Origin of the sequence: Desulfonatronospira thiodismutans ASO3-1 (genome assembly GCF_000174435.1) — a bacterium.
GTDB classification, from domain to species: domain Bacteria; phylum Desulfobacterota; class Desulfovibrionia; order Desulfovibrionales; family Desulfonatronovibrionaceae; genus Desulfonatronospira; species Desulfonatronospira thiodismutans.
Map to the genome: position 1 here is coordinate 1,349,458 of NZ_ACJN02000001.1, position 22,852 is coordinate 1,372,309.

The 22,852-nt window shown below is 47.7% G+C and carries 23 protein-coding genes, 1 tRNA gene and 1 pseudogene; 6 read left to right on the top strand and 19 right to left on the bottom strand.

Features of this window, described 5'->3' with window-relative positions; all coding sequences use genetic code 11:
- Positions 1 to 1,372 precede the first annotated feature (1,372 nt).
- Positions 1,373 to 1,498, top strand: coding sequence for a DUF433 domain-containing protein (locus DTHIO_RS20415; RefSeq protein ID WP_244156321.1), 126 nt, complete (start codon positions 1,373 to 1,375; stop codon positions 1,496 to 1,498).
- A gap of 96 nt (positions 1,499 to 1,594) precedes the next feature.
- Here the strand turns inward: DTHIO_RS20415 and tnpC are convergent, their stop codons facing one another.
- From tnpC to tnpA, 3 genes are read right to left on the bottom strand one after another with little or no spacing between them, the layout of a single operon-like run.
- Complete coding sequence (tnpC, locus tag DTHIO_RS06185; protein WP_008868370.1) at positions 1,595 to 3,151, bottom strand: IS66 family transposase; 1,557 nt, start codon at positions 3,149 to 3,151, stop codon at positions 1,595 to 1,597.
- A gap of 60 nt (positions 3,152 to 3,211) precedes the next feature.
- Complete coding sequence (gene tnpB / locus DTHIO_RS06190; protein WP_008868369.1) at positions 3,212 to 3,562, bottom strand: IS66 family insertion sequence element accessory protein TnpB; 351 nt, start codon at positions 3,560 to 3,562, stop codon at positions 3,212 to 3,214.
- Positions 3,559 to 3,900, bottom strand: coding sequence for an IS66 family insertion sequence element accessory protein TnpA (tnpA, locus tag DTHIO_RS06195; protein ID WP_008868404.1), 342 nt, complete (start codon positions 3,898 to 3,900; stop codon positions 3,559 to 3,561). The genes tnpB and tnpA overlap by 4 nt, the downstream gene beginning before the upstream one ends.
- A gap of 66 nt (positions 3,901 to 3,966) precedes the next feature.
- Here tnpA and DTHIO_RS06200 point away from each other — a divergent pair, with 66 nt between their 5' ends.
- Together DTHIO_RS06200 and DTHIO_RS22930 are read left to right on the top strand one after the other, a co-directional pair.
- Positions 3,967 to 4,095, top strand: a complete 129-nt coding sequence (locus DTHIO_RS06200) for a DUF433 domain-containing protein (protein ID WP_244156322.1) — start codon at positions 3,967 to 3,969, stop codon at positions 4,093 to 4,095.
- Positions 4,092 to 4,450, top strand: a pseudogene (locus DTHIO_RS22930) (DUF5615 family PIN-like protein). The gene DTHIO_RS06200 and the pseudogene DTHIO_RS22930 overlap by 4 nt, the downstream one beginning before the upstream one ends.
- A 440-nt stretch (positions 4,451 to 4,890) precedes the next feature.
- On the opposite strand, the gene DTHIO_RS06210 reads toward DTHIO_RS22930, so the two are convergent.
- Positions 4,891 to 4,966 (bottom strand) — tRNA-Thr (locus DTHIO_RS06210).
- An 811-nt stretch (positions 4,967 to 5,777) separates the two neighbouring features.
- On the opposite strand from DTHIO_RS06210, the gene rbp reads away from it, so the two are divergent.
- Entirely contained in the window at positions 5,778 to 6,032 is a 255-nt protein-coding gene (gene rbp / locus DTHIO_RS06215) for an RNA-binding regulator (RefSeq protein ID WP_008869483.1), read from the top strand.
- A gap of 216 nt (positions 6,033 to 6,248) precedes the next feature.
- Here rbp and DTHIO_RS06220 read toward each other — a convergent pair whose 3' ends face one another.
- The 14 genes from DTHIO_RS06220 to DTHIO_RS06280 form a co-directional block, all read right to left on the bottom strand.
- Complete coding sequence (locus DTHIO_RS06220) at positions 6,249 to 6,602, bottom strand: FCD domain-containing protein (protein ID WP_008869484.1); 354 nt, start codon at positions 6,600 to 6,602, stop codon at positions 6,249 to 6,251.
- 10 nt (positions 6,603 to 6,612) lie between these two features.
- Entirely contained in the window at positions 6,613 to 7,521 is a 909-nt protein-coding gene (locus DTHIO_RS06225; RefSeq protein WP_008869485.1) for an AEC family transporter, read from the bottom strand.
- 51 nt (positions 7,522 to 7,572) lie between these two features.
- Complete coding sequence (locus tag DTHIO_RS06230) at positions 7,573 to 8,370, bottom strand: class II fructose-bisphosphate aldolase (RefSeq protein ID WP_083803936.1); 798 nt, start codon at positions 8,368 to 8,370, stop codon at positions 7,573 to 7,575.
- A 229-nt stretch (positions 8,371 to 8,599) separates the two neighbouring features.
- A complete protein-coding gene (locus DTHIO_RS06235; RefSeq protein ID WP_008869487.1) occupies positions 8,600 to 9,760 on the bottom strand; it encodes a UxaA family hydrolase in 1,161 nt (386 codons plus the stop codon).
- Positions 9,761 to 9,762: 2 nt separating this feature from the next.
- A complete protein-coding gene (locus DTHIO_RS06240) occupies positions 9,763 to 10,047 on the bottom strand; it encodes a UxaA family hydrolase (RefSeq protein ID WP_008869488.1) in 285 nt (94 codons plus the stop codon).
- A 159-nt stretch (positions 10,048 to 10,206) separates the two neighbouring features.
- On the bottom strand, positions 10,207 to 10,995 hold the full coding sequence (locus DTHIO_RS06245) for a HesA/MoeB/ThiF family protein (RefSeq protein WP_008869489.1): 789 nt from the start codon (positions 10,993 to 10,995) through the stop codon (positions 10,207 to 10,209).
- Complete coding sequence (larAH5, locus tag DTHIO_RS06250) at positions 10,992 to 12,269, bottom strand: nickel-dependent malate racemase, LarAH5 family (protein WP_008869490.1); 1,278 nt, start codon at positions 12,267 to 12,269, stop codon at positions 10,992 to 10,994. Before larAH5 ends, DTHIO_RS06245 begins: the two co-directional genes overlap by 4 nt.
- A 4-nt stretch (positions 12,270 to 12,273) precedes the next feature.
- The gene (locus DTHIO_RS06255; RefSeq protein WP_008869491.1) at positions 12,274 to 12,558 is read right to left on the bottom strand and encodes a MoaD/ThiS family protein; all 285 of its coding nucleotides are present in this window, start codon (positions 12,556 to 12,558) and stop codon (positions 12,274 to 12,276) included.
- Complete coding sequence (locus tag DTHIO_RS22315; protein ID WP_244156323.1) at positions 12,555 to 13,133, bottom strand: aldehyde ferredoxin oxidoreductase C-terminal domain-containing protein; 579 nt, start codon at positions 13,131 to 13,133, stop codon at positions 12,555 to 12,557. The genes DTHIO_RS06255 and DTHIO_RS22315 overlap by 4 nt, the downstream gene beginning before the upstream one ends.
- Positions 13,072 to 14,415 carry an aldehyde ferredoxin oxidoreductase family protein gene (locus DTHIO_RS06260; RefSeq protein WP_244156324.1) on the bottom strand — a complete coding sequence of 448 codons (1,344 nt, stop codon included), beginning with the start codon at positions 14,413 to 14,415 and terminating at the stop codon, positions 13,072 to 13,074. The genes DTHIO_RS22315 and DTHIO_RS06260 overlap by 62 nt, the downstream gene beginning before the upstream one ends.
- 48 nt (positions 14,416 to 14,463) lie before the next feature.
- The gene (locus tag DTHIO_RS06265; RefSeq protein ID WP_008869492.1) at positions 14,464 to 15,792 is read right to left on the bottom strand and encodes a TRAP transporter large permease; all 1,329 of its coding nucleotides are present in this window, start codon (positions 15,790 to 15,792) and stop codon (positions 14,464 to 14,466) included.
- A 16-nt stretch (positions 15,793 to 15,808) separates the two neighbouring features.
- Positions 15,809 to 16,321 carry a TRAP transporter small permease gene (locus tag DTHIO_RS06270; protein WP_008869493.1) on the bottom strand — a complete coding sequence of 171 codons (513 nt, stop codon included), beginning with the start codon at positions 16,319 to 16,321 and terminating at the stop codon, positions 15,809 to 15,811.
- Between the two features lie 42 nt (positions 16,322 to 16,363).
- Positions 16,364 to 17,359 (bottom strand): TRAP transporter substrate-binding protein, encoded by a 996-nt coding sequence (locus tag DTHIO_RS06275; RefSeq protein WP_008869494.1) that lies wholly within the window; start codon positions 17,357 to 17,359, stop codon positions 16,364 to 16,366.
- Between the two features lie 98 nt (positions 17,360 to 17,457).
- Positions 17,458 to 18,318, bottom strand: coding sequence for an NAD(P)-dependent oxidoreductase (locus DTHIO_RS06280; protein WP_008869495.1), 861 nt, complete (start codon positions 18,316 to 18,318; stop codon positions 17,458 to 17,460).
- Positions 18,319 to 18,616: 298 nt separating this feature from the next.
- Between DTHIO_RS06280 and DTHIO_RS06285 the strand changes: the two genes are divergently transcribed.
- The gene (locus DTHIO_RS06285) at positions 18,617 to 20,182 is read left to right on the top strand and encodes a sigma-54 interaction domain-containing protein (RefSeq protein ID WP_008869496.1); all 1,566 of its coding nucleotides are present in this window, start codon (positions 18,617 to 18,619) and stop codon (positions 20,180 to 20,182) included.
- A gap of 228 nt (positions 20,183 to 20,410) precedes the next feature.
- Here DTHIO_RS06285 and DTHIO_RS06290 read toward each other — a convergent pair whose 3' ends face one another.
- Positions 20,411 to 21,802, bottom strand: a complete 1,392-nt coding sequence (locus DTHIO_RS06290) for an ATP-binding protein (RefSeq protein WP_008869497.1) — start codon at positions 21,800 to 21,802, stop codon at positions 20,411 to 20,413.
- A gap of 253 nt (positions 21,803 to 22,055) precedes the next feature.
- Here DTHIO_RS06290 and DTHIO_RS06295 point away from each other — a divergent pair.
- The coding region (locus tag DTHIO_RS06295; RefSeq protein WP_040417627.1) for an RpnC/YadD family protein at positions 22,056 to 22,852 on the top strand (797 nt) is incomplete at its 3' end.

A 22,852-nucleotide genomic window follows, 5' to 3' on the forward strand; every position in this document is an offset into this window, starting at 1 on the left:
AATAGCTCAATGAGCTAGCCCGCAGGGCATTTAACTGGGGTGCCAAAAAATCTTCTTAGGCACGGGAAGCCTTCAGGCTTCACACAGGTGCTCCGCACACACGGTTTTGAAGAATAAAAGATCCCCAGAAGCATGCCCCGCCCATATCTTTAAACACAGTCTTGAGGTATTCGTTATAGTTTCTTCAGGCTTTGTGTGCGCAGGCAGCAAATAGTTTTAAGGATATGTGCGGGGGCATTGCCCACATGGCAGACAGGCAAATTGGCATATCTCCCCCCTGAAGAGTTACCGCAGGACTGTCCCCAAGTGTGACTGAATGCTCAGTGTTACGTCCCAGGCAACCAGACATCAGCATGCCGAACAATTAACTGGTTGACCTCACAGCCTGCTCCTGGTCTTTAACTACTTAATATCCACAAAAAAATCAGCAGTAGTATATTTCGTATCACATTACATCAGGGACCGCAAGAGGATTATGACTGTTTTTCCTGAAATCAGCCGGGCAGCAAGGAGGGTGTCAAAAGGGTGGAGCCGGAGAGTCTGCTGATTCGTATATTGAGGCCCTGCCCCAGCTTTCCTTAACCTGAAGAACAGCTGTAGTCTTTCCCACCTGTCTGGGCCCAAGGACTACCTGAATGAAAGGCTGCTGTTCCTGGAGCCTCTGACCAAGGGTGTAAACTTTTTGTCTTTTGAATTCGGGAAGTTGCATAATTTTTGCCATTTACTCAATATATCGTTCTTTTTTACTCAATACATTGAGTAAATGTCAACAACAGACCTTAAAGATGTGACTGCAAAAGGTCATTTTTGTCACGCGAACCACGCGAAGCGCTTGGCAGGACGCGTGGCAGACGTCAGAGGTCAGTACAAACTAAGATTTATGTCACGCGAAGACGCGTGATTGTCCCCCTGGCCGGTACCTGCCCCCTGAATGGTTACCCGCAGGGGGTGTGGATGTGGGATATATTCTATGAAGAGGCTGGGTGGTTCGTAGTCTTGCCCTTTCATTTTTCCCTTGCCTGTCCCCTAAAACCTAACTATATTAATACCTATGCATGTTATCCATGGACCACACGACAAGATATTCAAGCGCGTGATGGCTGACCGGAAAAATGCCATAAGTCTGCTTGGGATGGTTCAAAACATGTTTACAATTCGGCAATACCAGATATTTCATGCTGATGCTCCCGGTGGCCACCAGACAAGAAATCTCAGGTAAAAATTAATATTGGGGTTTGAAAAAGTGTAAACCAGTTTGCCTGACAAAAAGAACCATCCCCAACAGCCAGTATTTTTAATTTGCCCTGCAAAACTGATTTTTTGCAGAAACATTCAATTGCGGAAAGCTAAATTGAACAAACAAGGTTTTTTTATGAATGAAAGAATAACTATTGATGCTAACATCTGCCATGGGAAGCCTGTAATAAAAGGTACAAGAGTTTTAGTTGCTAACATTTTAGGTGCATTAGGGTCTGGAGATAGTATAGAAGAAATGTAAGCGTCCAAACGGGTACACCTATCCATGGGCGGGTATCGTTGGTAGTATTCCCTGGCCCACTGGATATGCAGCAGGCCAGGGGTATGATGGTTGGGATCAGCAGGCAGTGGGGGAAGGCAGGACTTCCGGATCTATGTACTGAGGCATAAGGGCCTTCAGATCCTGCTCGGTCTTGGCCAGGGGCAAGTTTTCAAACAGGTGGCGTAAGTATGCGTAAGGCTCCAGGCCGTTCTTTTTGGCTGTCTCCACCAGGGAGAAGTACATAGCGCCTGCCTTGGCTCCATTGGGATGTCCGGCAAAAAGCCAGTTCTTGCGTCCCAGGGCGAAGGGTCTGATGGCGTTTTCCACCAGATTATTGTCAGGCCGCAGCCGGCCATCCAGTGTATAGCGCACCACTCTGTCCCACTGGTTCAGGGCATAATTTATGGCCGTGCCCAGTTTGCTTTTGTCCGGGGTGGTTTTACTTCTTTCGTCCAGCAGAGTTTTTATCTGGTTTAGTATGGGTATACTTTTTTCCTGACGTTCTTCCTGTATCCGGTCGGGCTTTAGCTTTCTGGTTTCAAAGGACTGTTCCAGGATATATAGCTTGGCGATAAGGTTCAGGATTTCCTGGGCGGTTCCGCCCTTGTGCTTTTGTTTCTTGGAGAGTTTGACCACATCCATAAACTTGCGCCGGACATGGGCCAGGCATCCTACATGGAATATGCCCGGCTTGTCGCCCAGGTCGTTGTAGACTGCATAGCCGTCACTTTGAATATAACCTTGATAGTCCTGGAGGAAATCCAGGGCCAGACCGCTTCGCGTGGGATGATAATCATAAAGGACAGTGGGATTTTCAGGATGGCCGCCAAGGAAAACCCACATATATGACTTGGAAGTGTTGGACCGGCCCGGTTCATCAAGTACCTGTACCGGGGTCTCGTCTATGCCCACCTGGAATCCGAGCATGATCTCCTTTTTGAACAGATCCAGGAAAGGCTCGCAGACCCTGGCCGCATGCATGGCCCAGGAGACCATGGTGGAACGGGAGATATCAATGCCCAGCCTTAAAAGCTGCTTGCACTGGCGATAAAAGGGTAGGCCGTCCACAAACTTGGCTGTGATGATATGAGCCATAAGACCTGGAGTCACTATGCCCTGGGGGATCAGCTGTTCCGGCATGGGAGCTATTTTGACTGCACCCTGATCATCTTCGGCTCCCTCGCAGTTTTTGCAGGCGTATTTGAGACGGATGTAGCGATTAACAATCAGCCTGGCAGGGATATAATCCAGTTTTTCGCTTACTTCCTGACCTATCGGGCTTAGCTCGACTCCGCAGGGGCATATCTTTTCCTCCCCAGAGAGGTCATGGATTATATCCTTTCTGGGAAGATCCTTGGGGATGGGCTTGCGGCCACGTTTCTTACGGGAATGTTCAGGTATGGTGATGGTTTTTTCCTGGGGCGTTTCCACCTCGGTTTCCATCTCAACAAGGCCAGGCATCATGGGCCAGGTCTCTTTGGAGCCGCATTTGGGTTTTTTATCGGATTTGGACCCATAGATGGCTTTTTGCAGGAAGTTCAGTTTCTCCTGCAGGTAGATAAGTTGCTGGTGGTAGTCAGCAACGATATCTTTGAGCGCATCCTTATCATCTGGCAAGTTGTTGATGTCCATAACTGAGTATTCATATACACACAACCATTTGGAATTGCAAGCTTTTTTTGCAAAAAAAATCTAAAATAATGTGGAAAATTTTAACTCTTTGTGCCCCCTGACCTGCACAGGGTCCAGACCGTCTAAAAGCCAAACAAGCTGCCTCGCATCAAGCTCCATAACTTCCTGCTTTGATGCAGGCCACTTGAAGCTTTGCTTCTCCAGGCGCTTTTGCCACAGGCAAAAACCGTTTGTGTCCCAGTACAGGATCTTGATGATGGTTCGCTGCCTGTTGCAGAAGACAAACAGATGACCGGAAAAGGGGTCATGCTCCAGCTGAGCCTGGACCATGATGGACAACCCGTCTATGGCCTTGCGCATGTCGGTATGTCCGGTGACCAGATACACCTTGGCCTGACTTACCGCGATCACGTGATCTCCTCCAGAGTACGGACAAGCTTGGCCAGTACTTCCTGCTGGAAATCACCCGGGATATCCACTTGGTAACTATTGACCATCAGGCGCAGAGGCGTATGGGTTTTCTCCTGGACAACCTTCAGGGGCACCGGCACGATGGCATTTTCCTCCTGGGTTTTCCTGGAATTGGTGTGCCCAAGCTTTTTGCACCAGTAATAGAAGGCATGCTTGGACAGTTCTGCCCTGCGGCAGTATTCGGCTTTGGTCAGGCTGCCCTGCCTCCACTTGTTGATATGCGCGGACCAGAATCCGGCCCGCTCCTCAGGCGTGTACTTCTGTGACTTGGTTTGCATAACGGCCCCTCCTTGGTATTTGGGAGACCATTAGCACATCAGGCGGAGAAAAAAAGATGGGGTTAAATGGACGCTTACGAAGAAATATTGAAGGATTATCCAAATATAACCCGTGAAGATATCTTTGCAGCAATAAAATTTGGAGGTCAGTTATCACGTTTTGAAGAACTGCCTTACGAAGAAAAGGTACTATGAATTTTTTTCTTGATGAGAACTTTCCTAAAAGTGCAGAAAGGTACTTGGTTTCGAAAGGGCATACTGTGTCTGATATTCGGGGCAGTTCAAATGAAGGTATAGATGACTTACAAATTTTAGACTTGCGCAAGAAAAAAAAGCAACGTTTTTAACGACTGACAGAGACTTTTTTCACACCATTCCTCACTTGTTTCCGGAGCATTATGGTATAGTAGTTATTGCTCTTAGACAACCAAATAGACACGCTATACTTTCGCGTTTATCATGGTTAGTTGAGCACTGTAAAAGTCAAGCTTTGTTTGGCAAGGCTTATTTGCTGCGAGAGTCCACGTATAAAGTTTATCCAGTTGATTAGTATACCTGTTCAAAAATAAAAGGGCCAGGCCTCTGAGACCAGCAAGTTCCCGATATCATTATTTTTCACTTTAAAAAAGGCAGGTGGGGACATTATGTTGCGAGTTTACCCGGTTGAACAGCCCTTTGGTCTCCGGCAGAGCCGGGTTTAACCGGGTAAACAGATTCCGGGGTTATCGGCGGCCCAGTGAAATCCTGCGTAACAGGGCCTTGTTACGGCATTTCACAAGGCAAGCAAGGACTATGTTCAGGAGGCCTCCGTAAAATGAAAAGACCCAGTTGAATGTGAAGAAATTCAACCAGGCAGGAATTTTACGGGGTAAATATTCGACCAGGTCAAGCACCTGCTGGGGTCCAAGGACGAACCGTACAAAAACAGCCATTTTTCCTTCTGCACAAAATACAAGGGCAAGCTTTCTTAAGCTAACACCTTGAAATTATTGGAGCCGGGAATGGGAGTTGAACCCACGACCTGCTGATTACGAATCAGCTGCTCTGCCAGCTGAGCTATCCCGGCTCGGCTGCATGGCTGCATAAATCCGCTTGTATCAAGGATTCAAGGGTCAGGCAAGCCATAATTTTCAACATGTTGAAGCTGCACATTTTCACCGTAACCATTCAGGGGGTGCCGCAACGGCCTGGGGACAGTCCCCGCGACATCTTTCCTGTACCATTAAAATATGACAAACACTAAGTTGTGTGAACCTTCAAAGATAGTACATAGCGGGGGACAGTCCCCAGACCTTGTGCCAGGAGCTACAACTGAGTGCCCCTGAATGGTTACTTTTCACCAGCCTGCACTGAAAAATTCTATGATTACAAAATTCAGTTGGATTAAGCTGCCTGGCCGGTTTTTGCGACAAGAATTACATAATCTGCCCGTAACCATTCAGTGGGTGTCTGAACCATACAAAGTATCTTGCCTGACACGCAGGCGGCTTCGCCGCTCACGGCTGGGGCTTACTGAAGAAGCCGGGGACTGGCCCCGTGACAAGCCGCAATAAACTCTATTTCTTCTAAAGGTGCTGTGACTAACTCCCTGCATCTTCAGTTTTCAAAAAACGCGTAATGCTCCCACCTTTTCCTGTCTTGCCAGGCCGGCAAAAAACTCTTCAGGACCTGATTTCTTATTGAGGAGAGCCTCCATATATTTTGGGCTGGCAAAACAAGCAAAAAACTTTTTTAAAAAAACAAAAATAATGCTTGTATCTTTCGCTCGCCAAGACTATAAGAGATGTTCTTTGTTTATCATCAGCATTTGTAGTCAGGCTGAAATGTTGAAGCCCAAGGCTGATGATTATTTTTTACTTTTTTTAGGAGCTTTTTTTATGACCAATTTGTACGTAGGCAATTTGTCCTGGAACACAACCGAAACCCAACTCCGCGATTCTTTCGCCGAATTTGGAGAAGTAAGTTCAGCCAAAATAATTGAAGACCGTGAAACCGGCCGTTCTCGCGGCTTTGGTTTTGTGGAGATGGAAAACGGTGCCGATGAAGCCGTTGAAAAACTTAACGGCAAAGATTTCGACGGACGCACCATCAAGGTCAATGTTGCCAAGCCTAAAAGAGAATCCCGCTTCTAAAACGGATTTTCCATAGCATGAAAAAACCACCCCGGGGATTCCTCAGGGTGGTTTTTTTTGGCTGCTAACATCAGTTGATGCTGATGGCGGCACTGTTACCCTTGCTCCTTCAGGAAACGATGGAGTCTACGCGCTAAATGACGATTCTGTGATTAAAGGCAATGACGATACAACATTGGCCCTTGAATCCGGCGGAGATGGAGCAAACTAAACGAACTAACGGTATATATAAGGACCATAAGCCTTTTTGATCAGCCTCAACCCATGCTTGATATTGTGCTTCAAACTCTTTTTGAGCATGGTTTCATCCTTATTTTTGAGAGCATCAATAATCTGATTGTGCTGAGCCTGCATCTGGATTAAATACTTGCTGCCGCGAGGACGATTGATAAGGAAAATGTCTACGGACTCCATCAGCTTGTCCACTACGAGGCAAAGATGGGATAGCCTTGAATATCCATAAAGCTGGGAATGGAAATGGCGGTCCAGATGGTATAATTCATGGAGATTCAGTTCTGGATCCATTTCAGACAGTATGGATTCCAGCTTAACAATGTCTTGCTCGTCCACAGTTAGTTGGTTATGTAAGAATAGCTAACATAAAAGGGATGGTGATGAAAGAAAAAATGGTTTGAAAAGTTATAATTGATGACATAGCTAAATGATCTCCACCTAGCTCTTTAGCCAGAATAAACGAACCTGCAGCAGTAGGTAAGCTGGCAAAAAGTATAGCAACCACGAGTTCAGAGCCTGATACACCCAAAACATAGCATATCATTGCAGTCAAGAAGGGATAGACGAGAAGTTTTACCGTAGAGCTTAAGGCAATAAGTTTAAATTGCTCAAGATTAACACTTCTCAGCTGCAAACTTGCTCCAACAGCCAATAGCCCTAAAGGTAAAGCTGCTTGACCTAGAATGCTGAAAATTTGTAAAGATATATCTGGTAGAACGACCGGATGTTGACTTATAATGAGCCCCGCCACACTAGCAACAATCAAGGGATTTTTTAATATTGCCAGATAAATCGATCTTGTTTTAGAGAACTTGGTATTGGAGCAGATAATAACAGTAGGCACACTTAAAAAGTTTAGTAGCGGAACCAGTCCAAGCATTGCTATGGACGACATCATCAGGCCCTCATCGCCCAACATTGTTGACGCACCCATCATACCTATGTATACATTTTGCCTTAAGCTGCCTTGAAAAGCAGATGAAAAGCCATGGCCATTTGTATTTATATACGGCTTAATTGCAAATAAAAAGAGAGATATAATAAGTACTGACAATAATAATGCTGACATCATCAGCAGTGAGCTATAATGCATGGCCTGTATTTGAGAAATGTTTTCAAATAATAAGGCTGGCAAAAAAATATAATATGTACTTTTTTGTACAACACCCCAAAAATTGTTTTCTTTAAAAAGACAGTTCTTGAGTACATACCCCAGGATGATCACAAAAAATACAGGTAAAATATAATAACTCATTATATCGCGCCCATTGTTAAGATATAGCGTTCTCGATGCAGAATTTGAGCTTTAGTCTAGCAAGAATTGCTTGATTTTATTTTGTACAACTTGCTTGATTATTTTTTTAATTTCACTTTTGTATATTGCCTGTGACACTTTATGACAACTCATATTTATTTCATATTGATAGTCTTTCATTGCTTTGAGGATTTCCGAATGCACATTTATCTTTCTAACGCCAGACACCTGAAACTTTTTTAGCAATATTTGATCAATGTTACTTGCGCCATGCAATACTAATGGCACGCCACTTTCCTTTACAAGCTGCTTAAAAGTTAAAAGAGACTGCTTTTGCTTTTGCATAGTCATTGACTTATCAGCAGAAAAGGCAAGATAGTCAACCATAGTTTTTCTTAAAAATTGATTGATTTTTTCCAAGTCTTCATTAGTTATACATAACATACCATATTCACCCTCTATCTCTGATCCGTATGCATGGGCCATAATACGAGCTTCGCATGTCTGCCTGATGTTTTCATCAAAATCTAAATTCGAACCATCAAACATGACTGATGAAAAGCCCAGATCAAGGCCCACTTTGATTCCTTCAAGGCTTTCGGCATGATTCAGATGTACACTTATTGGCACTGAAGAAGCCCGTGCCATATGGAATGCTTCTCTGGCCATTTCATCAAGCTGTGTATCTTTGATTACATTCTGGTCCATGGAGACTATTGCCGGCCGGCACTCAAGCTCTGCTGCCGATATGACAGCTTCTATACACTCCGAACTGTATACACTGAAACATCCTACAGCTCCAGGGGGAGGCATCAGTTCCATACATTTACTGGTCTTTACAAGAGGCATTGTTGATCAGTTATTCGAATGGACATGATATGGTGTCCAGGTTTTTCAAAATATAACGGGGCAACCATAGGCTGCCCCGTTATAACTGTAATGCTTTTAGGTAATCTATCAGCCCTTGACGACATCAGGCTGCCATAGTTTTTATTTATACATATTTCTTACTCATTTCAGGTCAAACTGAAAGCGGGTAATGATTCAGAAAATGCATCGCGCAGCAATGGATAGAGGTTTAAGCACTTTCATAAAGCTTAGTGATAATGAACTCCCTGTGTCCAAGAACTTCGGCGGCAGTGAGCCTTCCGTTTGCTGTACGTTCCATCATGTTTAAAAGAGAGTCCCCAGCCTGCTCAAGATCCATTTCTCTGCGGACCAGGCCGGATACATCGACATCGAAGTGCTCACTCATGGTGCGCAGGGTGCGGGGATTGGCACACAACTTGATAACTGGCAGTATGGGGTTGCCGATAATATTCCCCTGACCTGTGGGAAAGAAATGCACCACAAACCCTGCTGCAGCGCACAAGGTGACCATCTCGGCTGCTGCTGAAGAGGAATCCATAAACCAGAGCCCCGGTCCGGTCGGAGTTTCAGCCTTGTCCAGGCAGCCTACTACAGGAGCTTTACGCCCGATTTTTTGAATATTGCCCAGGGCTTTTTCCTCAATGGTGGTCAAGCCCCCTTCAATGTTGCCCTTGGTGGGTTGAGAATCAGACAGGTCACTGGTCTTTTTTTCATCCACAAGCTTGGCGTAACGATCAAAGAAGAACTGGAACTGGTTACGTACTTCGTCATTGATGCAACGTTCCCTGATTAGATGTTCACCACCCGTTACCTCTGTCGTCTCTCCAAACAAAAGTGTAGAGTTGTGTTCATACAATTTGTCATAAGCATTGCCCACAGTGGGATTGGTAGCGATGCCTGAAGTAGTATCCGACTCACCGCACTTAGTTGATACCCAGATCTCACTGATATCACATTCGGTACGTTGTAGCTCGCTTGCCCATTGGACGTATTCCATGGCCTTGCGTGAAGCAGCACATATCGTGTTGAAATCGCCATTCTGCTCTATTGCAAAACCTGTTACAGGCTTTCCGGTCTTGGCTATGCCTTCCACAATCTTATTTGTCCATTGTGGTTCAATTCCGATCACCACCACTGCAGCTACGTTGGGGTTGGAGCCAATACCAATAAGTGTCCTGAAATACAGATCCAGATCTTCACCGAATTGCAGTCGGCCATAAGCATGGGGAAGTGCCAGGGCACCCTTGACGTTGTTTCCCACCGCCTCACTGGCTGCATTGGAAAGGTCGTCAAGAGGCAGAATGACAACATGGTTTCTTACACCCACACGGCCATTTTCTCGTCTGAAGCCCAGAAATTTATTCTTCATTTTTACCACCTTTTAGTTTTTACGTTATGCACATGCAGGTGTTCACCTTTCTTTATGGGAGCAACAACCTTGCCGATATCAGTGCTGTACTTATACACGGTGTCTCCTGCGTTAAAGTCCTGCAGGGCCAGCTTGTGACCGATGGGGATATCGCTGACTATTTTGGTTTTTATGGTCTGATCTTCCTTCATGATCCAGCCCGTGATTTCCTGTCCTGCCTTAAGTCCTTCCACCACAACAACACCGACTCCGTCCCCTTTTTCGTGGACCAGAAAATCGATAGACATGCTCGCCTCCTAAGTTAATGGTTAAACTAACAAATCAAGTCAGCTTCCTGATGGGCGTTTATAACTCCTTAAATAAACAAGCCCTGAAACTGACACTGAATAAACACGAAATTTTCTAAAGATAGAATATGTTCAAGTGCCACCCCGAGACACAATCTCTCACAATGAGTTCAGCTCAACAGTGGAAAAGCGCATCCTGGATATGTCAGTCATGAGCAGGCTCCCGCGCAGGGCTGGGCTTGCTCCGGTCATAATCCTGACGAGCTCACCGGCCTGCATGGATGCGGCAAATGAAGCCACAGGGGCCAACACTCCCTGCTCAACCTCCGCGGAACTGGTTGACTTGCCCATGAACTCTCCAATCCCTGATTCACCAGGCCATGTGGTACATACCAAAGCATGCCACCCGGCGATTCCAGCTGAGACCATTGGCAGGCCGGCACTTCTGGACATTTCCAGCAGTTCCTGGCGGTAATCCGCACCCCCCAGGCAGTCTGCTACGGCCTGAACAGAATCCAGCAGATCAACCCTGACGAAATCCTCAACAGCCACGACTTCCACCAACGGGTTGATGGCAAGGGCTCTTTGCTTGGCCGCCAGTGCCTTGGGTTCGCCCAGGGTTTCGGATGTGGCCAGAATCTGCCGGTTGCAGTTGCTCTCATCAAATACATCCGGATCGCAGGCTACAATTTTACCCACTCCCATGCGCACCAGGTATTCACAGAGGTTGCCACCCAGTCCACCGCATCCGACTAAAAGTACTGCCGATCTGGCCAAGCTGATCTGGTCCGTTAAACTCAGGGCATGGTTGTTCCGCTGATAGCGCAGCGGGATTTCCCCCGCCTCCATGGCCAGCAGGACCTCTTCCTGGACCGGGTTTCCAGATTTGTCAGCACGGTTGAGTATTTCCTGGTCTGAAATATATGTTCTTATTGTCTGCTGAGTCATATCTCTTGCAATTGTTTTCGTTTATAAAAGTAAGATGTATTGGCATTGGGCAAAACAGCCACTTTCGGCTTGAATCCGGGAGGTTGCTCTTGAAACCACCTATCAAGGGTTTCCTGGGCGTTTCCTTTGGTCAGGTGACAGTCGGCCAGGGTCTGTGCATCCAGTTCGGAATCAATTACAACTGTAAACCGGGTCAAAGTCCGGCTGTAAAGATAGGCCTTGTGCGCTCCCATTCTGAACCCGAACTCTTCAAAATCTTTAATCTGAGAAGAGGGACAGGTAAAACGACGGACATAGTCATAATAACACTGATCACCGATGCCTTGTGTACACGCGGCTAGAAGGAGTATTCTGCCTCCCTGGACCGTACATTGAGAAGCGGTGTTCAGGCCTTTTTGAGCCTGGTATATGCATATATCTTTTGGGTGGCCGCCACAGGAGGCGATTACTATGTCAAAGGGCTCCGTCAGCGGAAGTCCGTATAGCTGCTCTGTAATTTTTGCACCGGACATAAGGACTGCTTCCGGTTCTCCCGCCAGAACCGCCACTGCTTTCTGGGCCGAGTTGAGGCAGACATTGACAGCCAAGTCAATACCGATCATCCTACCGGCTTCATTGAGATCCTGGCGGGGAAAATTATCATGAATATTTCCCGCCACTGCCCCGGGCGTGGACATCAAACTGTGGTTTTTCTCAATCATTTTTCTGGATGCGCAGCCGATGGTCACCCCTTTGGACCCACCGGTCATGCCCTGGTACTGATGGGGATCGATCATACCTACTACAATCTTCAGATCCGCCTCCCCAAATACAGCATTTATCTCCACCGGCGTTCCCCTGGATGTAAAGCCATAGCTTTTCAGCGGTGATGACAGAGCATCATGGGATACAGCCCTGCAACCCCTTAAATCCTCAGGAAGAATGCGGGCCATTTGATCACTGTCAGGAGCCGGGTGCAGCCCCCCCCCGACAACAATTGACACCGATTCCGGATCAATACCGGGCCAGGTCTTGAAAATCCGGTCCAGAAGCACTGGCAGCAGCTCTTTCAAAGGTACCGGGCGGGTTTCGTCGGGAACGGCAATGGCTATCCGGCCCGGCCTTGGCCTGCTTTCCAGGGACTGAGCCTGCAGGGGGGCGTCCAGTGCATCCTGCAGGGAGCTCGCCAGATCAGAAAGATGGGGTAGATCACGGGGAGTCAACACCTGGACATCGGCATGTTCAGGCAGTCTGAGCATCTTGACCCCTTTGCCGTATTTGAGCTTTATTTCCATTTTTTCAACCGCCGCAAATATATGGACATAGAGATACTGCATCCCTGTCCGCAAGTCTGGTTTTCAAATTGGCCATTCTACCATTAACAAAAGCGAGCATAACCTGATCTTCACCAAGCCCCAGGTGTTTCAGCAGATCCACCAGGGTCGAATCCCGGGGCATGGGAAAGTGTTCAGCGTTATCAGGGGCGTATTTTTCCAGAATTGATTCCAGGCTCAGCTTCAGTATAATGGGTTTTTCCTGGAAACAGGCTCCGGATACTGCCTGCGTTGTATTTGTCTGTATCATACAAGCCAGTCCAGACCGAGGTTATACAGGGCTCCTCTAGTAGGAATGCCTCTTTCATCCCAGTTCATCATTGCGTAATAAAGCTCCAGAGCTTTCTGGAATTCTTCCCCGTCAATGGCCTCACCCTTGAGTACACCGTCGGGCAGGGGTTCGAACATCCGCCGGAAGAGCTTATCGTCCTTGCTGTCCATTCCCTGGCGGACATTGAACATCCTGGCCAGGACTATGGAGCGCTCGGCCACAAGCATCAGTTCATGCACACTGGTTTGCCAGCCGGTTATGGCTTCCACGGCTTCACATAATTTGTCATAGGTCATGGAAAACAAGGGAGCCACAACAAAGTTGCACAGCCCCAGGGTATTGTTCATGGCCCAGGTCTTTTCCCCGGCAATAAAGTAGCGCACCTTTTCCGGACCGGTGTCCAGGGCCTGAGGCGCAACGAAGATGCCCAGCGGATTAACCAGCTTCACCCCTTCGCCCTGAAAGGGAACCTCGTGAGGGGCCTCGATATGATCAGCACCTGTCGGCGACAGGGCAAAGCCCAGACTGACGCCTGTTTTTCCCCCTTGGATCATGAAAGACCGGCTCCTGTCCCTTGACATGAAAAGCATACTCTTCAGCACCTCTGCCAATGGTTGCAGCAGCCCTTTTTACGCCATGGGACAAAATGTAGCCGATGCCTTCCCGGGCACAGATCTTTTCAATGAGATCCAGCATGCCTTGTGTGTCATCGAACTTAAGCTGTGTACCTCCCAGATCACAGGCGGACAAAATGCCCTTTTCCGCCAGTTCCATGGCGAAAGACACCACAGCCCCGGTACCCACTGTATCCAGGCCCAGTGCATTGCAGCGCTCATGTCCCTTGCAGACCGCATTCAGGTCTCCCACCCCGCACATGGAGCCCAGTGCGGCCAGGGTTTCATATTCCGGTCCCCCATACCGTTTTTCTTCTGTGTTGTTCACCCTGCGTTTGCAGGCAACAGCGCATTTATAACAGGTATGAGTGCCTTTGCTGACTTTCTCATATCCTTCCCAACCCAGGCTGGAAGCATCCTCAAACTGGCAGTCCCTCCAGTTACGGGTGGGCAGAATGCCCGAATTCTGCTGGGCCATTAGATGCTGCACCGTTCCGAACTTGCGCATGTTAATGCTTGGCATGTGCTCTGCAATCCTTTTGCGATGCCATTTGCTGATCTCGTCCAGCTTATCCGGGTCGGCCAAAGACATGTTTGCCGAGTCTCCACGCACGGCCACGGCTTTTAGATTTTTAGAGCCCATGACCGCTCCCATGCCGCATCTTCCGTTGGCATGAGCCAGTTCATTGATTATACAGGCCAGCCGGACCATGTTCTCACCGGCCGGACCGATAGAGGCAATGCGGATTTTCTTTTCCCCCAGCTCATTCTTTATTATGTCCAGTGTGGGGGCGTTTTCCTTGCCCCAGACATGAGCGGCGTCGCGCAATTCAACCTGGCCATTATTGATCCACAGGTATACAGGCTTGGGAGACTTTCCCTTCAATACTACCGCATCAAAGCCTGCATGCTTGAGTGCCGGCCCGAAATAACCAGCCGACTCGGACTCTCCAAAACCGCCGGTCAAAGGATTCATGGCTGCTGCTGTATAGCGGTTGAAGCCGGATATTCCGCTGCCGCAAAGAACGGATGCCGCAAATACCAGAACGTTATCCGGCCCCAGGGGATCAGCCTTGGGTGGAATGTCCTTGAGCATATACCAGGAGGCAAGGGACCCGCCGCCCCAGTAGGTGCGGTACCAGGCCTCATCATGCTCATCCACGGACCAGGTCTGGCTGGTCAGGTCCACGACCAGTATCTTTCCATTGTAACCAAAAGGCATTTGAAGACTCCTAGTTTAACTGTTTTTACTGCCCTGTCCCGTAAACTGCTACCTTCCGTAGCCAAGAATGAGTTCAGGCAATATTGTTGAAATCTTTGGAAAAAAGACTATCAAAAGAGTACATATCAACATGGCTATTATGTACGGAAGAACCCCGATGGAAATCCTCTCCACTGAAACCTTGGAAATACGTGAGGCTACAAATAGATTGACCCCCAATGGCGGAGTGGACAGAGCTATCTGATTGGTGAGCACAAGGATGATGCCGAAGTGCACCGGATCGATACCAATAATATGGATCATGGGCATAAATACTGGCACCAGAATAATGATGGTGGAGAGCGTCTCCATGAACATGCCCAGAATGAGCAGTACACCGACAATCATCAGCAGAATTATGTAGGGGTTTTCCGACACGCTGAGGGCCATTTCCGCCAAAAGTTGCGGAGCTTCCTCGAAGGTCAGTATTCTTCCGAACAGGGTAGAGGTGCCCACTATCAAAAGAACCGCTCCACAGATCAGCGAACCTTCCAGTAAAGACTTGTACACAGCAGACAGGGTCAGGGCACGGTTTATCAAAAAACCGACAAACAATGCCCAGGCGATGGCCAGCACAGACGCCTCCACCGGCGTAGCCAGACCTGTATATATTGACCCGAGAATTATAATTGGAGTTATCAGGGAGAAAAAACCCTTCACACAGCTGAGCAGAAAATGTCTGAGATTAAAAGGCGGGAGTTCTTCGCTGCGGCCGAACCCTTTTTGTCTGGCGATCAGCCACGCGGTCATGCACATTGAAAATCCCACGATAAACCCTGGAAGAAAACCGGCCGTAAACATAGCAGTTACAGATACGTTGCCCAGAATGGCATAAATTATCATGGGATTACTGGGCGGGATCAGCAGGCCGATTGTGCCCCCGGACGAGGCTACTGAAGCGGCGTAGTCCTTGCTGTACCCGGTACGGATCATGGCCGGCACAAGAATGGTGCCCACAGCAGCTACTGTGCCGGGTCCCGAGCCGGAGATGGCTGCAAAAAACGTACAGGCCACAATGGTGGTCAAGCCCAGACCTCCATACATCCTGCCCACCAGCTGTTTGACCACGTCCACGATCTGCTTGGTGATATTGCCGTATTCCATGAGGGTCCCGGCGATCACGAAGCAGGGAATGGCCAGCAGGGGAAAGATGTTCAGACCGTCGAACATGGTGTTGTGTATTACGGACATGGGCAGGTAGCCACCGTAGCTCAGAGCTAGTGCCGAGGCTACCGCAAGACTCATGAACACGGGCATGCCCAGCAGAAACATCGCGCCCAGCGACAGGAGAACCATTGTTAATATACTGATTTCCAGTGTAAATATGCTCACTTCCATGACTGCCCACCCTCCTTTAGTAAACCTGTTCCACCAGTTCTTTCAGAGTTCCCTGTCTCCAGCGCCTGATGTACCCCTCAAGGATACGCCAGCTCATGAGCACAAAACCCAGTGGAATAATCATTTCCACATACTCTCTGACTATTCCCAGTACCGGAGAGTAGTGAGGAAAAAGCAGTCCATCCTGGAGCACTTGCCAGCTCAGCCAGGCAAAATAAAGGTTGAAAGCGATCCACAAGAGGTCTGTGAAAAAACGGCAAACCAGACGGGCTTTAATGGGCAGCAGAAAAAACTGGGCGGAAATACGCACATGCGATCCGTGCTTGGCCACCAGGGCCGCCCCGATAAAAACTGTCCAGACAAAGGCATAACGGCTCAATTCTTCTGTCCAGGCCATGCCCGAGCCGGTTGTCCAGCGGACCGAGACCTGAACCATTAGGCAGGCAACCATGATCCCCATGGTGAGAGCGCAAAAAAATTCTTCAAAATTATCGTAGAATTTGCCGATAAGTCTTAGGATTTTTGGCATGGCTGCCTGCCTCCTGGTTGAATGGTTATGGATGTTTTGGCCCTAGTCTTCCATTATGGACAGGGCTTCGTTGATTACTTCTTCGCCGCCAACCCGGTCGTGGAACCTGGGCCACAGAGCCCGGGCCTTTTCCATCCAGATCTCTTCATCTTCCAGCTGGTGCAGTTCCATTCCGTGATCAAGGCACTCCTGCAGGGCTATCTGGTCCTGTTCAGCTGCCCATTCCCATTCATATGCCGCAGCCTCAGCGGCAGCCCTGGTAACCAGATCTTTGGTCGCCGGATCAAGGCCCTGGTACCATCTTTCGCTGACCAGCATGGGTCCCACCCACAGCAGATAGTGCAGCTCGGTTATATAGTCCTGCACTTCCCAGAACTTCTGGTCCCGGTTAACTGCATGGGGATTTTCCTGTCCGTCAATTACCCCTTGCTGGAGAGCGCTAAATGTTTCTGTCCAGGCCAGGGGATGGGGCTCAACTCCCCAGGAACGAAAGGATTCCAACTGAATGGTCACCGGAGGAGTCCTGATTCTCAGACCCTGCAGGTCTTCGATGGTTGTTACGGGATGTCTGGAGTTGGTCAGGTGACGGTATCCGCCAACAAGCCAGGAAAGAGGACGAGTACCGCTTTGGGTGGCAATTTTGTCGGCTATTTCGGCATTGAACTCCTCATGCTCCAGGAGAGTATAAGCCTTCTCAATTTCTGGAAACATGTAAGGCAAGTAGTAGATGGTGGCCTGTTCAGCAAAAGGGGTCAGGTTGCCAACCGCCAGGACCGACAGGTGGATTTCCTGGTTGCGCAGTTGCCTGACATTGGCCTGTTCATCTCCCATGGAACCACCATAGAAGGTCCTGACATCGATCTTTCCGTCGGATTCGCGTTCCACGATCTCCTTGAACTTGTTAATAGCCGTGGTGTGCAGGCTGCCCTCAGGGTTGGCCGTGGCCGCCCTGATGGTCATGGACTGGTACTCGGCCTTGGCCGGAGATACTCCCAGCAAAAGCGCCAGGGCTGCAAGTGTTAATACAAGCTTCTTCATACTGTTTCTCCTTTGGTTGATGATTACATACCTATATGCTGATCCGGAATTCACCGCACCGGTTTTCCCCGCTCTGGATTGGAATCAGGCCGGAAAATTTATTCACCAACAATTTTGCACACAGCGTTGCAGTCTTCCTGGCCAAACCCGGATTCACTGCATTTCTGGAAATATTTCAGGGCAGCCTCCATGGCTTTTAGATCCAGATTCCAGGCCCTGGCCATTTCCAGGCCCAGACGCACGTCTTTCATTGCCAGGTCCACGGCAAACCTGGGTTTAAAATCGTCAGCAGCTATCCACGGACCACGGACATCCATCTGAAAACTGCGTGCTCCGGTATCGGACAGCAGTTCGAGCAGCTGGTTGCGGTCCAGCCCTGCCTTCTCTCCCACCCGGATGCCCTCGGCCAGGACAGCCACGTTGGTCATGCCGATCATGTTGGAGATGAGCTTCACCGCGCATGAGGCCTCAATACTGCCTACATAATTGGGAATACCGATGATCTTGAAAATGTCCTGGTACTTGTCCACCAGGGCCTTGTCACCGCCGATGAACATAGGTTCCTCAGCCTTTTCTGCGTGGGCCGGAGTTTTGCCCAGGGTGCATTGAATATAGCCAATTCCCTTGGCCGCAGCTGCGGCATACAAGTCATTGGCTGTGCCTGGATCTATGGTGGAAAGCTCAATATGAGTGGCTCCCTGGCTCAGTTTGGCATACAGCCCATCATCACCCAGCATTGTCCCCTTAACATGCTCGGGCAGGGGAAGACTGGTAAATACAAGTTCACAGCCGGCCAGATCGGACAGAGAAGCTGCCCTTTCTCCAGTGCTGCCTGCTTCCAGTGTCCGGTCCACGGCTTCTTCCTTCAGGTCATAGACAAGTACATTCTTACCAGCCCTGATCAGGTTCCTTGCCAATGGTCCTCCCATGAGTCCCAGTCCGATAAAGCCAATGCGCATAAGAGCACCTCCTGTAAGCTTTTTATATAGTGTTTATTCAGGATAAAATGGGTTGGTTCTCAGTAAAAAAAGTGTTTTACTAAATATAAGCAAGTGGCTTGCCAAAGTTTTAGTCGCCTGAAATTAAATATTTTTTTATCAAGACCAATCTCTGCTGAAAAAACTTTGTGCCTATATATAGACATTGCGCCTGAATTTGGGCACTATATATGGGCAACATGCCTGAATGAGAATGTGAAAGTCAGGCAGATGCAGGAAATAAAAATGATTATAGGTGTATCAATAAGGAGTGAATAAAATGGCCTCAAAAAAGCTTTCACGTGGTGTTTCCACTGAGGTTATCATCAGAGAACTGGTCAGGAGGGTGAGTTCTCCAGTCTCCAGATCTTCGTTTTTTCAATCTCTCTCCAGGCTGATCCAGCAGCAGTTTTCCTTTGATCGCCTGTGCATCAACTTATACGACCCCAACAGTGAGCTGATAAGCTTTTTCACAGCAGCAGAAGGAACTGTGGTAAATGCGCTGTCGCCGACACGTAAAGCTGAGAAATCCACTGTTGCCGGACATGTCATATCGACAAAAAAACCAGTAATAATTACAGATCTCGCCCAGTATTTCAGCGAGGAGTTGCAAAACCCTCTGACTGAGTCTGGACTTACAACTACTATGGCTTTTCCATTAATTATAAATGATGATATAATTGGAACAATACATTGTTCCTTTGTTCAAGAACCGGACAATTTATACGCTATAATGGAATTCTTTTTAGATATAGCACCTTATATTGCCATATGCATTGGAGCTTTGATAGCCAGCGAGCAGAAAGAGAGGTGGGTTGCAACAAATATTGCTTCTCACAGCGATCCAAAAATCTCTCAAGAAGGCTTTATCTATGAAAGTGCCAAGATACGCCAGGTCATGAAAACAGCCGACAGGGTAGCCAGGCTGGAAATACCAGTACTTATACTAGGAGAGACAGGAACTGGAAAGTCCCTTTTGGCGAATATAATTCATTCAATAAGCAAGCGCCACAATAATACTTTTGTTCATGTCAACTGCCCTGCAATTGCTGAAAGCCTTTTTGAGAGTGAACTTTTTGGACATGCTAAAGGAGCTTTTACCGGGGCTTTATCATCTAGAGTGGGCAGGCTGGAACTTGCACAAAAAGGGACTTTGTTCCTGGACGAAATTGCAGAACTAAGCCTTGAGATGCAAAGCAAGATATTGCATGTACTGGATTATCAAAGCTTTCAGAGAGTCGGGGAAAGTTCTTCCATCCCAGTGCAGACCAGAATTATAGCAGCTACCAATATAAATGTTGATAAAGCTATCAGGCAGGATAAATTACGAAAGGACCTGTATTACAGATTATCAACATACATAATTGAAATACCGCCACTACGGGAGAGGCCGGAGGATATACCAGTGCTCTCCAACTATTTTATAAACGAATTATCCACTTCTCAAGGACTTCCAAAAATAAACTTATCTGATGAACTTATGCATGCTTTAATTAACTATTACTGGCCGGGCAATATAAGAGAGTTAAAGAATGTGTTGAATCAACTTCTGGTTAAAAATTTTATAGCCAATAAGATTGATTGCAATGATATAAAAGAAGTTATGTCAATGGACACCATGAATTCAAGAATACCGGAAAAAAATAATTGCACTGATGACTCGGACAATTCAGGTAATATTGATGATGTTTCCATGAGCCTTCAGGAAGTCGAAAAAAGACATATCAAGGAAGTACTGCATTTTACAAAGGGAGTCATTTCTGGACCAAAAGGAGCTGCCACCTTGCTTGGTCTTCCACGTTCCACCCTTCAGCACAGAATGCGGAAATTAGGCATTACAAATTGAACTGAGCGTCTTACAAGATGTGACTGCAAAATGTCAGTTTTGTCATGCGAACCACGTGAACCACGCGAGCGCGTGGCTGGACGCGTGGCAGAGCGCGTGATTGATTCCTGAACAATTCATTTCCCGGCTTTTTGCAGATGCATCTTACAAATCCGACTTAATTTAAGTTGTCCCTCTTGAGCTCCAGGGAAGCCCCGGGAGTGTGAACCTCGTGCCTTGGAACCTGCTTCAGGAAATGGACGCCAGGTGCACGTTTTCCTGACTTCGGGCCAGGTTCATCATGGCTTCGGTAAATCCGGACTGGCTGAAGAAAACATAGTGTTTTTCAGAGCCGTCCGGCAAAAAAACGTTTTTTGCCTTTTCCATCAATTGCCGGTAAACATCCGCATCCACAGGTGCGGCAGTATACTTGCACTCACAGAATACAGCATGCTCCCGGTTCTCAGTGACGCCCAGAAGATCTATCTCCACATCCTTGTCCCACCATCTGCCTGCCTGGATCAGCTGAATATGCGGCGATTTGACAAGCCCCTTCTGCATAAGCCACTGCCTGCATATGTCTTCGTACACAAAACTGACATGACTTGACCTGAATTGATCTTTGATCTTTTTAATAACTACTTCAGTGTTCTCAATCTCCAGGTAGCTTCTATAAGGATGGACGAACCTGAACCAGAAACTGATGAAATTGTCTGTAATTCGATACTGGCCTTTTTTGCTTTTTTCCGGATTCTTTTCAGTGATGGGAACTTCTCTGACAATGAGATCCAGTTCCTGCAGGGTTTTGAGATATTTTGTCAGCCCGGACTGATTCATGCCCAGGGCGGAGGAGATCCTGCCCAGCTTTCTGTTGCCGGCTGCAATGGTTTTGACCAGGGAAAAGTAAGTACCTGTTTCGCCGAATTCTTTTTCCAGTAAAAAAACCGGCTCTTCAAATAAAAAGCTCTGCCTGGACAGAATATTTCTTTCTATGGCCTGGAAGATATCCGTGGCTGGTGTAAACAGTTCAATATATCTGGGCACCCCTCCGGTCACAGCATAGTATTCGATGAGGTTGATGCGCTCAGGGTGCTTGAAAAAGAGTCCATAATCCTGATATGAAATCTGATCCAGCCTGATCTGTCCGGTCCGTCTTCCATACAGGGGACTGGAATAGGAGAGAGCCTGCTCCACCATCATGCCCACGAGAGAGCCGCAGAGGATGACCATGGACCTGGATCCGGCCAGCATCTGATCCCAGATTCTCTGGAAAATGGAAGGAAAAGATGTCCGGGCCTTGCCCAGGTATTGAAATTCATCAATGGCAATGATTTTCTTTTTTTCCGGCTGGTGCTCATTAAGCACGGAAAAGATTTCATCCCATTCCAGAAGGACATCTTTTTTTAGTAAGGTGTTATGTGTGAAATCCGAGACTGCGTGTTGAAAGTTTCTCCTGTTTTCCCGTTCTGATTCCTCTGTAGCCACAAAATAAAAAGCGTTTTTTTCCTGAATGAATTGTTTGATCAGGGTGGTTTTGCCTATCCTTCTGCGACCATAAAGGATTACCAGCGAGGCCCTGTCCTGAGCGAACTCATCCTCAAGGAATTGAATCTCTTTCTTTCTACCAATAAAAATTGACATACAGACATTATATTTAACAAAGTTATATCTGTCAATTATAATAATTCATTTTATTATAAAATTTTTTATTTTTTTCCCATGGACAAATGACACTGACAAGGAAAGCCTGGCCTGGTTTGATCATACTGGCGAATACAAATATCTTGACCCCCAAGCCTACAACGCATTATATAATAAGCACGACTCGAGATACTTCAGCGAACCAAGCAATTGTCGCTTAAGCCGACGTAGCTAAAAATTTGAGGCAGAACCTGTGAGCGATGAATACGACAGCCCCTGGAAAGTAGCGCTGGAAAGGTATTTCCCGGAATTTATGGAGTTTTATTTCCCTGTAATTTTTGCTGACATTGACTGGGGTTCAGGGTATGATTTTCTGGACAAAGAATTACAGCAGGTGACTAAGGATGCTGAACTTGGACGCAGGTATGTGGACAAGCTGGTGCGGGTACGCAGGTTAAGCGGAGATGAAGGCTGGGTATGCGTACATATTGAGGTGCAGGGAGATGCCGAGGATGTTTTTGCCAGGCGGATGTTCACCTATCATTACCGCCTTTTTGACCGGTACGACAAGCCCCTGGCCAGCCTTGCCGTGCTGGCTGATACCAGTCCGGGCTGGCATCCGGACAGCTTTGGCTATGAGCTCTACGGCTGCCGGATGCGGTTTGATTTCCCAGCTGTCAAGCTTCTGGACTGGGAATCGGAAACAGATCAGCTGCTTGAATCGGATAATGCTTTCGCCCTGGTAACAGCAGCGCATCTGTTGACCAAAAAGACCCAGGACAAACCAGAGGAGCGATACGCAGCCAAGATCCGGCTGATCCGCATTCTCTTTGCCCGGGGCTGGGATCGTCAGAGAATCCTGGATCTGTTTAAAGTGCTGGACTGGCTGATGTCCTTACCTGAAGACCTGGCATCCAAAATTTTCAGTGATATTCGTCAAATAGAGGAGGAGTATCAAATGCCATACGTAACAAGCATAGAAAGAATCGCCCTTAAAAAGGGCATGCAGGAAGGCATAGAAAAAGGCATGCAAAAGAAGAAGGAAGAAGG

What these genes read in the sequence shown, in the direction of transcription:
- DTHIO_RS06280 (WP_008869495.1), bottom strand. Translation starts at nt 18,318, where the DNA reads ATGCGCATTGGCTTTATCGGACTGGGACTCATGGGAGGACCATTGGCA.
- DTHIO_RS06275 (WP_008869494.1), bottom strand. Translation starts at nt 17,359, where the DNA reads ATGAAGAAGCTTGTATTAACACTTGCAGCCCTGGCGCTTTTGCTGGGA.
- DTHIO_RS06240 (WP_008869488.1), bottom strand. Translation starts at nt 10,047, where the DNA reads ATGTCTATCGATTTTCTGGTCCACGAAAAAGGGGACGGAGTCGGTGTT.
- DTHIO_RS06245 (WP_008869489.1), bottom strand. Translation starts at nt 10,995, where the DNA reads ATGACTCAGCAGACAATAAGAACATATATTTCAGACCAGGAAATACTC.
- tnpA (WP_008868404.1), bottom strand. Translation starts at nt 3,900, where the DNA reads ATGCAAACCAAGTCACAGAAGTACACGCCTGAGGAGCGGGCCGGATTC.
- DTHIO_RS06270 (WP_008869493.1), bottom strand. Translation starts at nt 16,321, where the DNA reads ATGCCAAAAATCCTAAGACTTATCGGCAAATTCTACGATAATTTTGAA.
- DTHIO_RS06260 (WP_244156324.1), bottom strand. Translation starts at nt 14,415, where the DNA reads ATGCCTTTTGGTTACAATGGAAAGATACTGGTCGTGGACCTGACCAGC.
- DTHIO_RS06230 (WP_083803936.1), bottom strand. Translation starts at nt 8,370, where the DNA reads ATGCCTCTTGTAAAGACCAGTAAATGTATGGAACTGATGCCTCCCCCT.
- tnpC (WP_008868370.1), bottom strand. Translation starts at nt 3,151, where the DNA reads ATGGACATCAACAACTTGCCAGATGATAAGGATGCGCTCAAAGATATC.
- DTHIO_RS20415 (WP_244156321.1), top strand. Translation starts at nt 1,373, where the DNA reads ATGAATGAAAGAATAACTATTGATGCTAACATCTGCCATGGGAAGCCT.
- DTHIO_RS06235 (WP_008869487.1), bottom strand. Translation starts at nt 9,760, where the DNA reads ATGAAGAATAAATTTCTGGGCTTCAGACGAGAAAATGGCCGTGTGGGT.
- DTHIO_RS06200 (WP_244156322.1), top strand. Translation starts at nt 3,967, where the DNA reads ATGGACGCTTACGAAGAAATATTGAAGGATTATCCAAATATAACCCGT.
- larAH5 (WP_008869490.1), bottom strand. Translation starts at nt 12,269, where the DNA reads ATGGAAATAAAGCTCAAATACGGCAAAGGGGTCAAGATGCTCAGACTG.
- DTHIO_RS22315 (WP_244156323.1), bottom strand. Translation starts at nt 13,133, where the DNA reads ATGATCCAAGGGGGAAAAACAGGCGTCAGTCTGGGCTTTGCCCTGTCG.
- DTHIO_RS06255 (WP_008869491.1), bottom strand. Translation starts at nt 12,558, where the DNA reads ATGATACAGACAAATACAACGCAGGCAGTATCCGGAGCCTGTTTCCAG.
- DTHIO_RS06285 (WP_008869496.1), top strand. Translation starts at nt 18,617, where the DNA reads ATGGCCTCAAAAAAGCTTTCACGTGGTGTTTCCACTGAGGTTATCATC.
- DTHIO_RS06290 (WP_008869497.1), bottom strand. Translation starts at nt 21,802, where the DNA reads ATGTCAATTTTTATTGGTAGAAAGAAAGAGATTCAATTCCTTGAGGAT.
- DTHIO_RS06265 (WP_008869492.1), bottom strand. Translation starts at nt 15,792, where the DNA reads ATGGAAGTGAGCATATTTACACTGGAAATCAGTATATTAACAATGGTT.
- DTHIO_RS06225 (WP_008869485.1), bottom strand. Translation starts at nt 7,521, where the DNA reads ATGAGTTATTATATTTTACCTGTATTTTTTGTGATCATCCTGGGGTAT.
- rbp (WP_008869483.1), top strand. Translation starts at nt 5,778, where the DNA reads ATGACCAATTTGTACGTAGGCAATTTGTCCTGGAACACAACCGAAACC.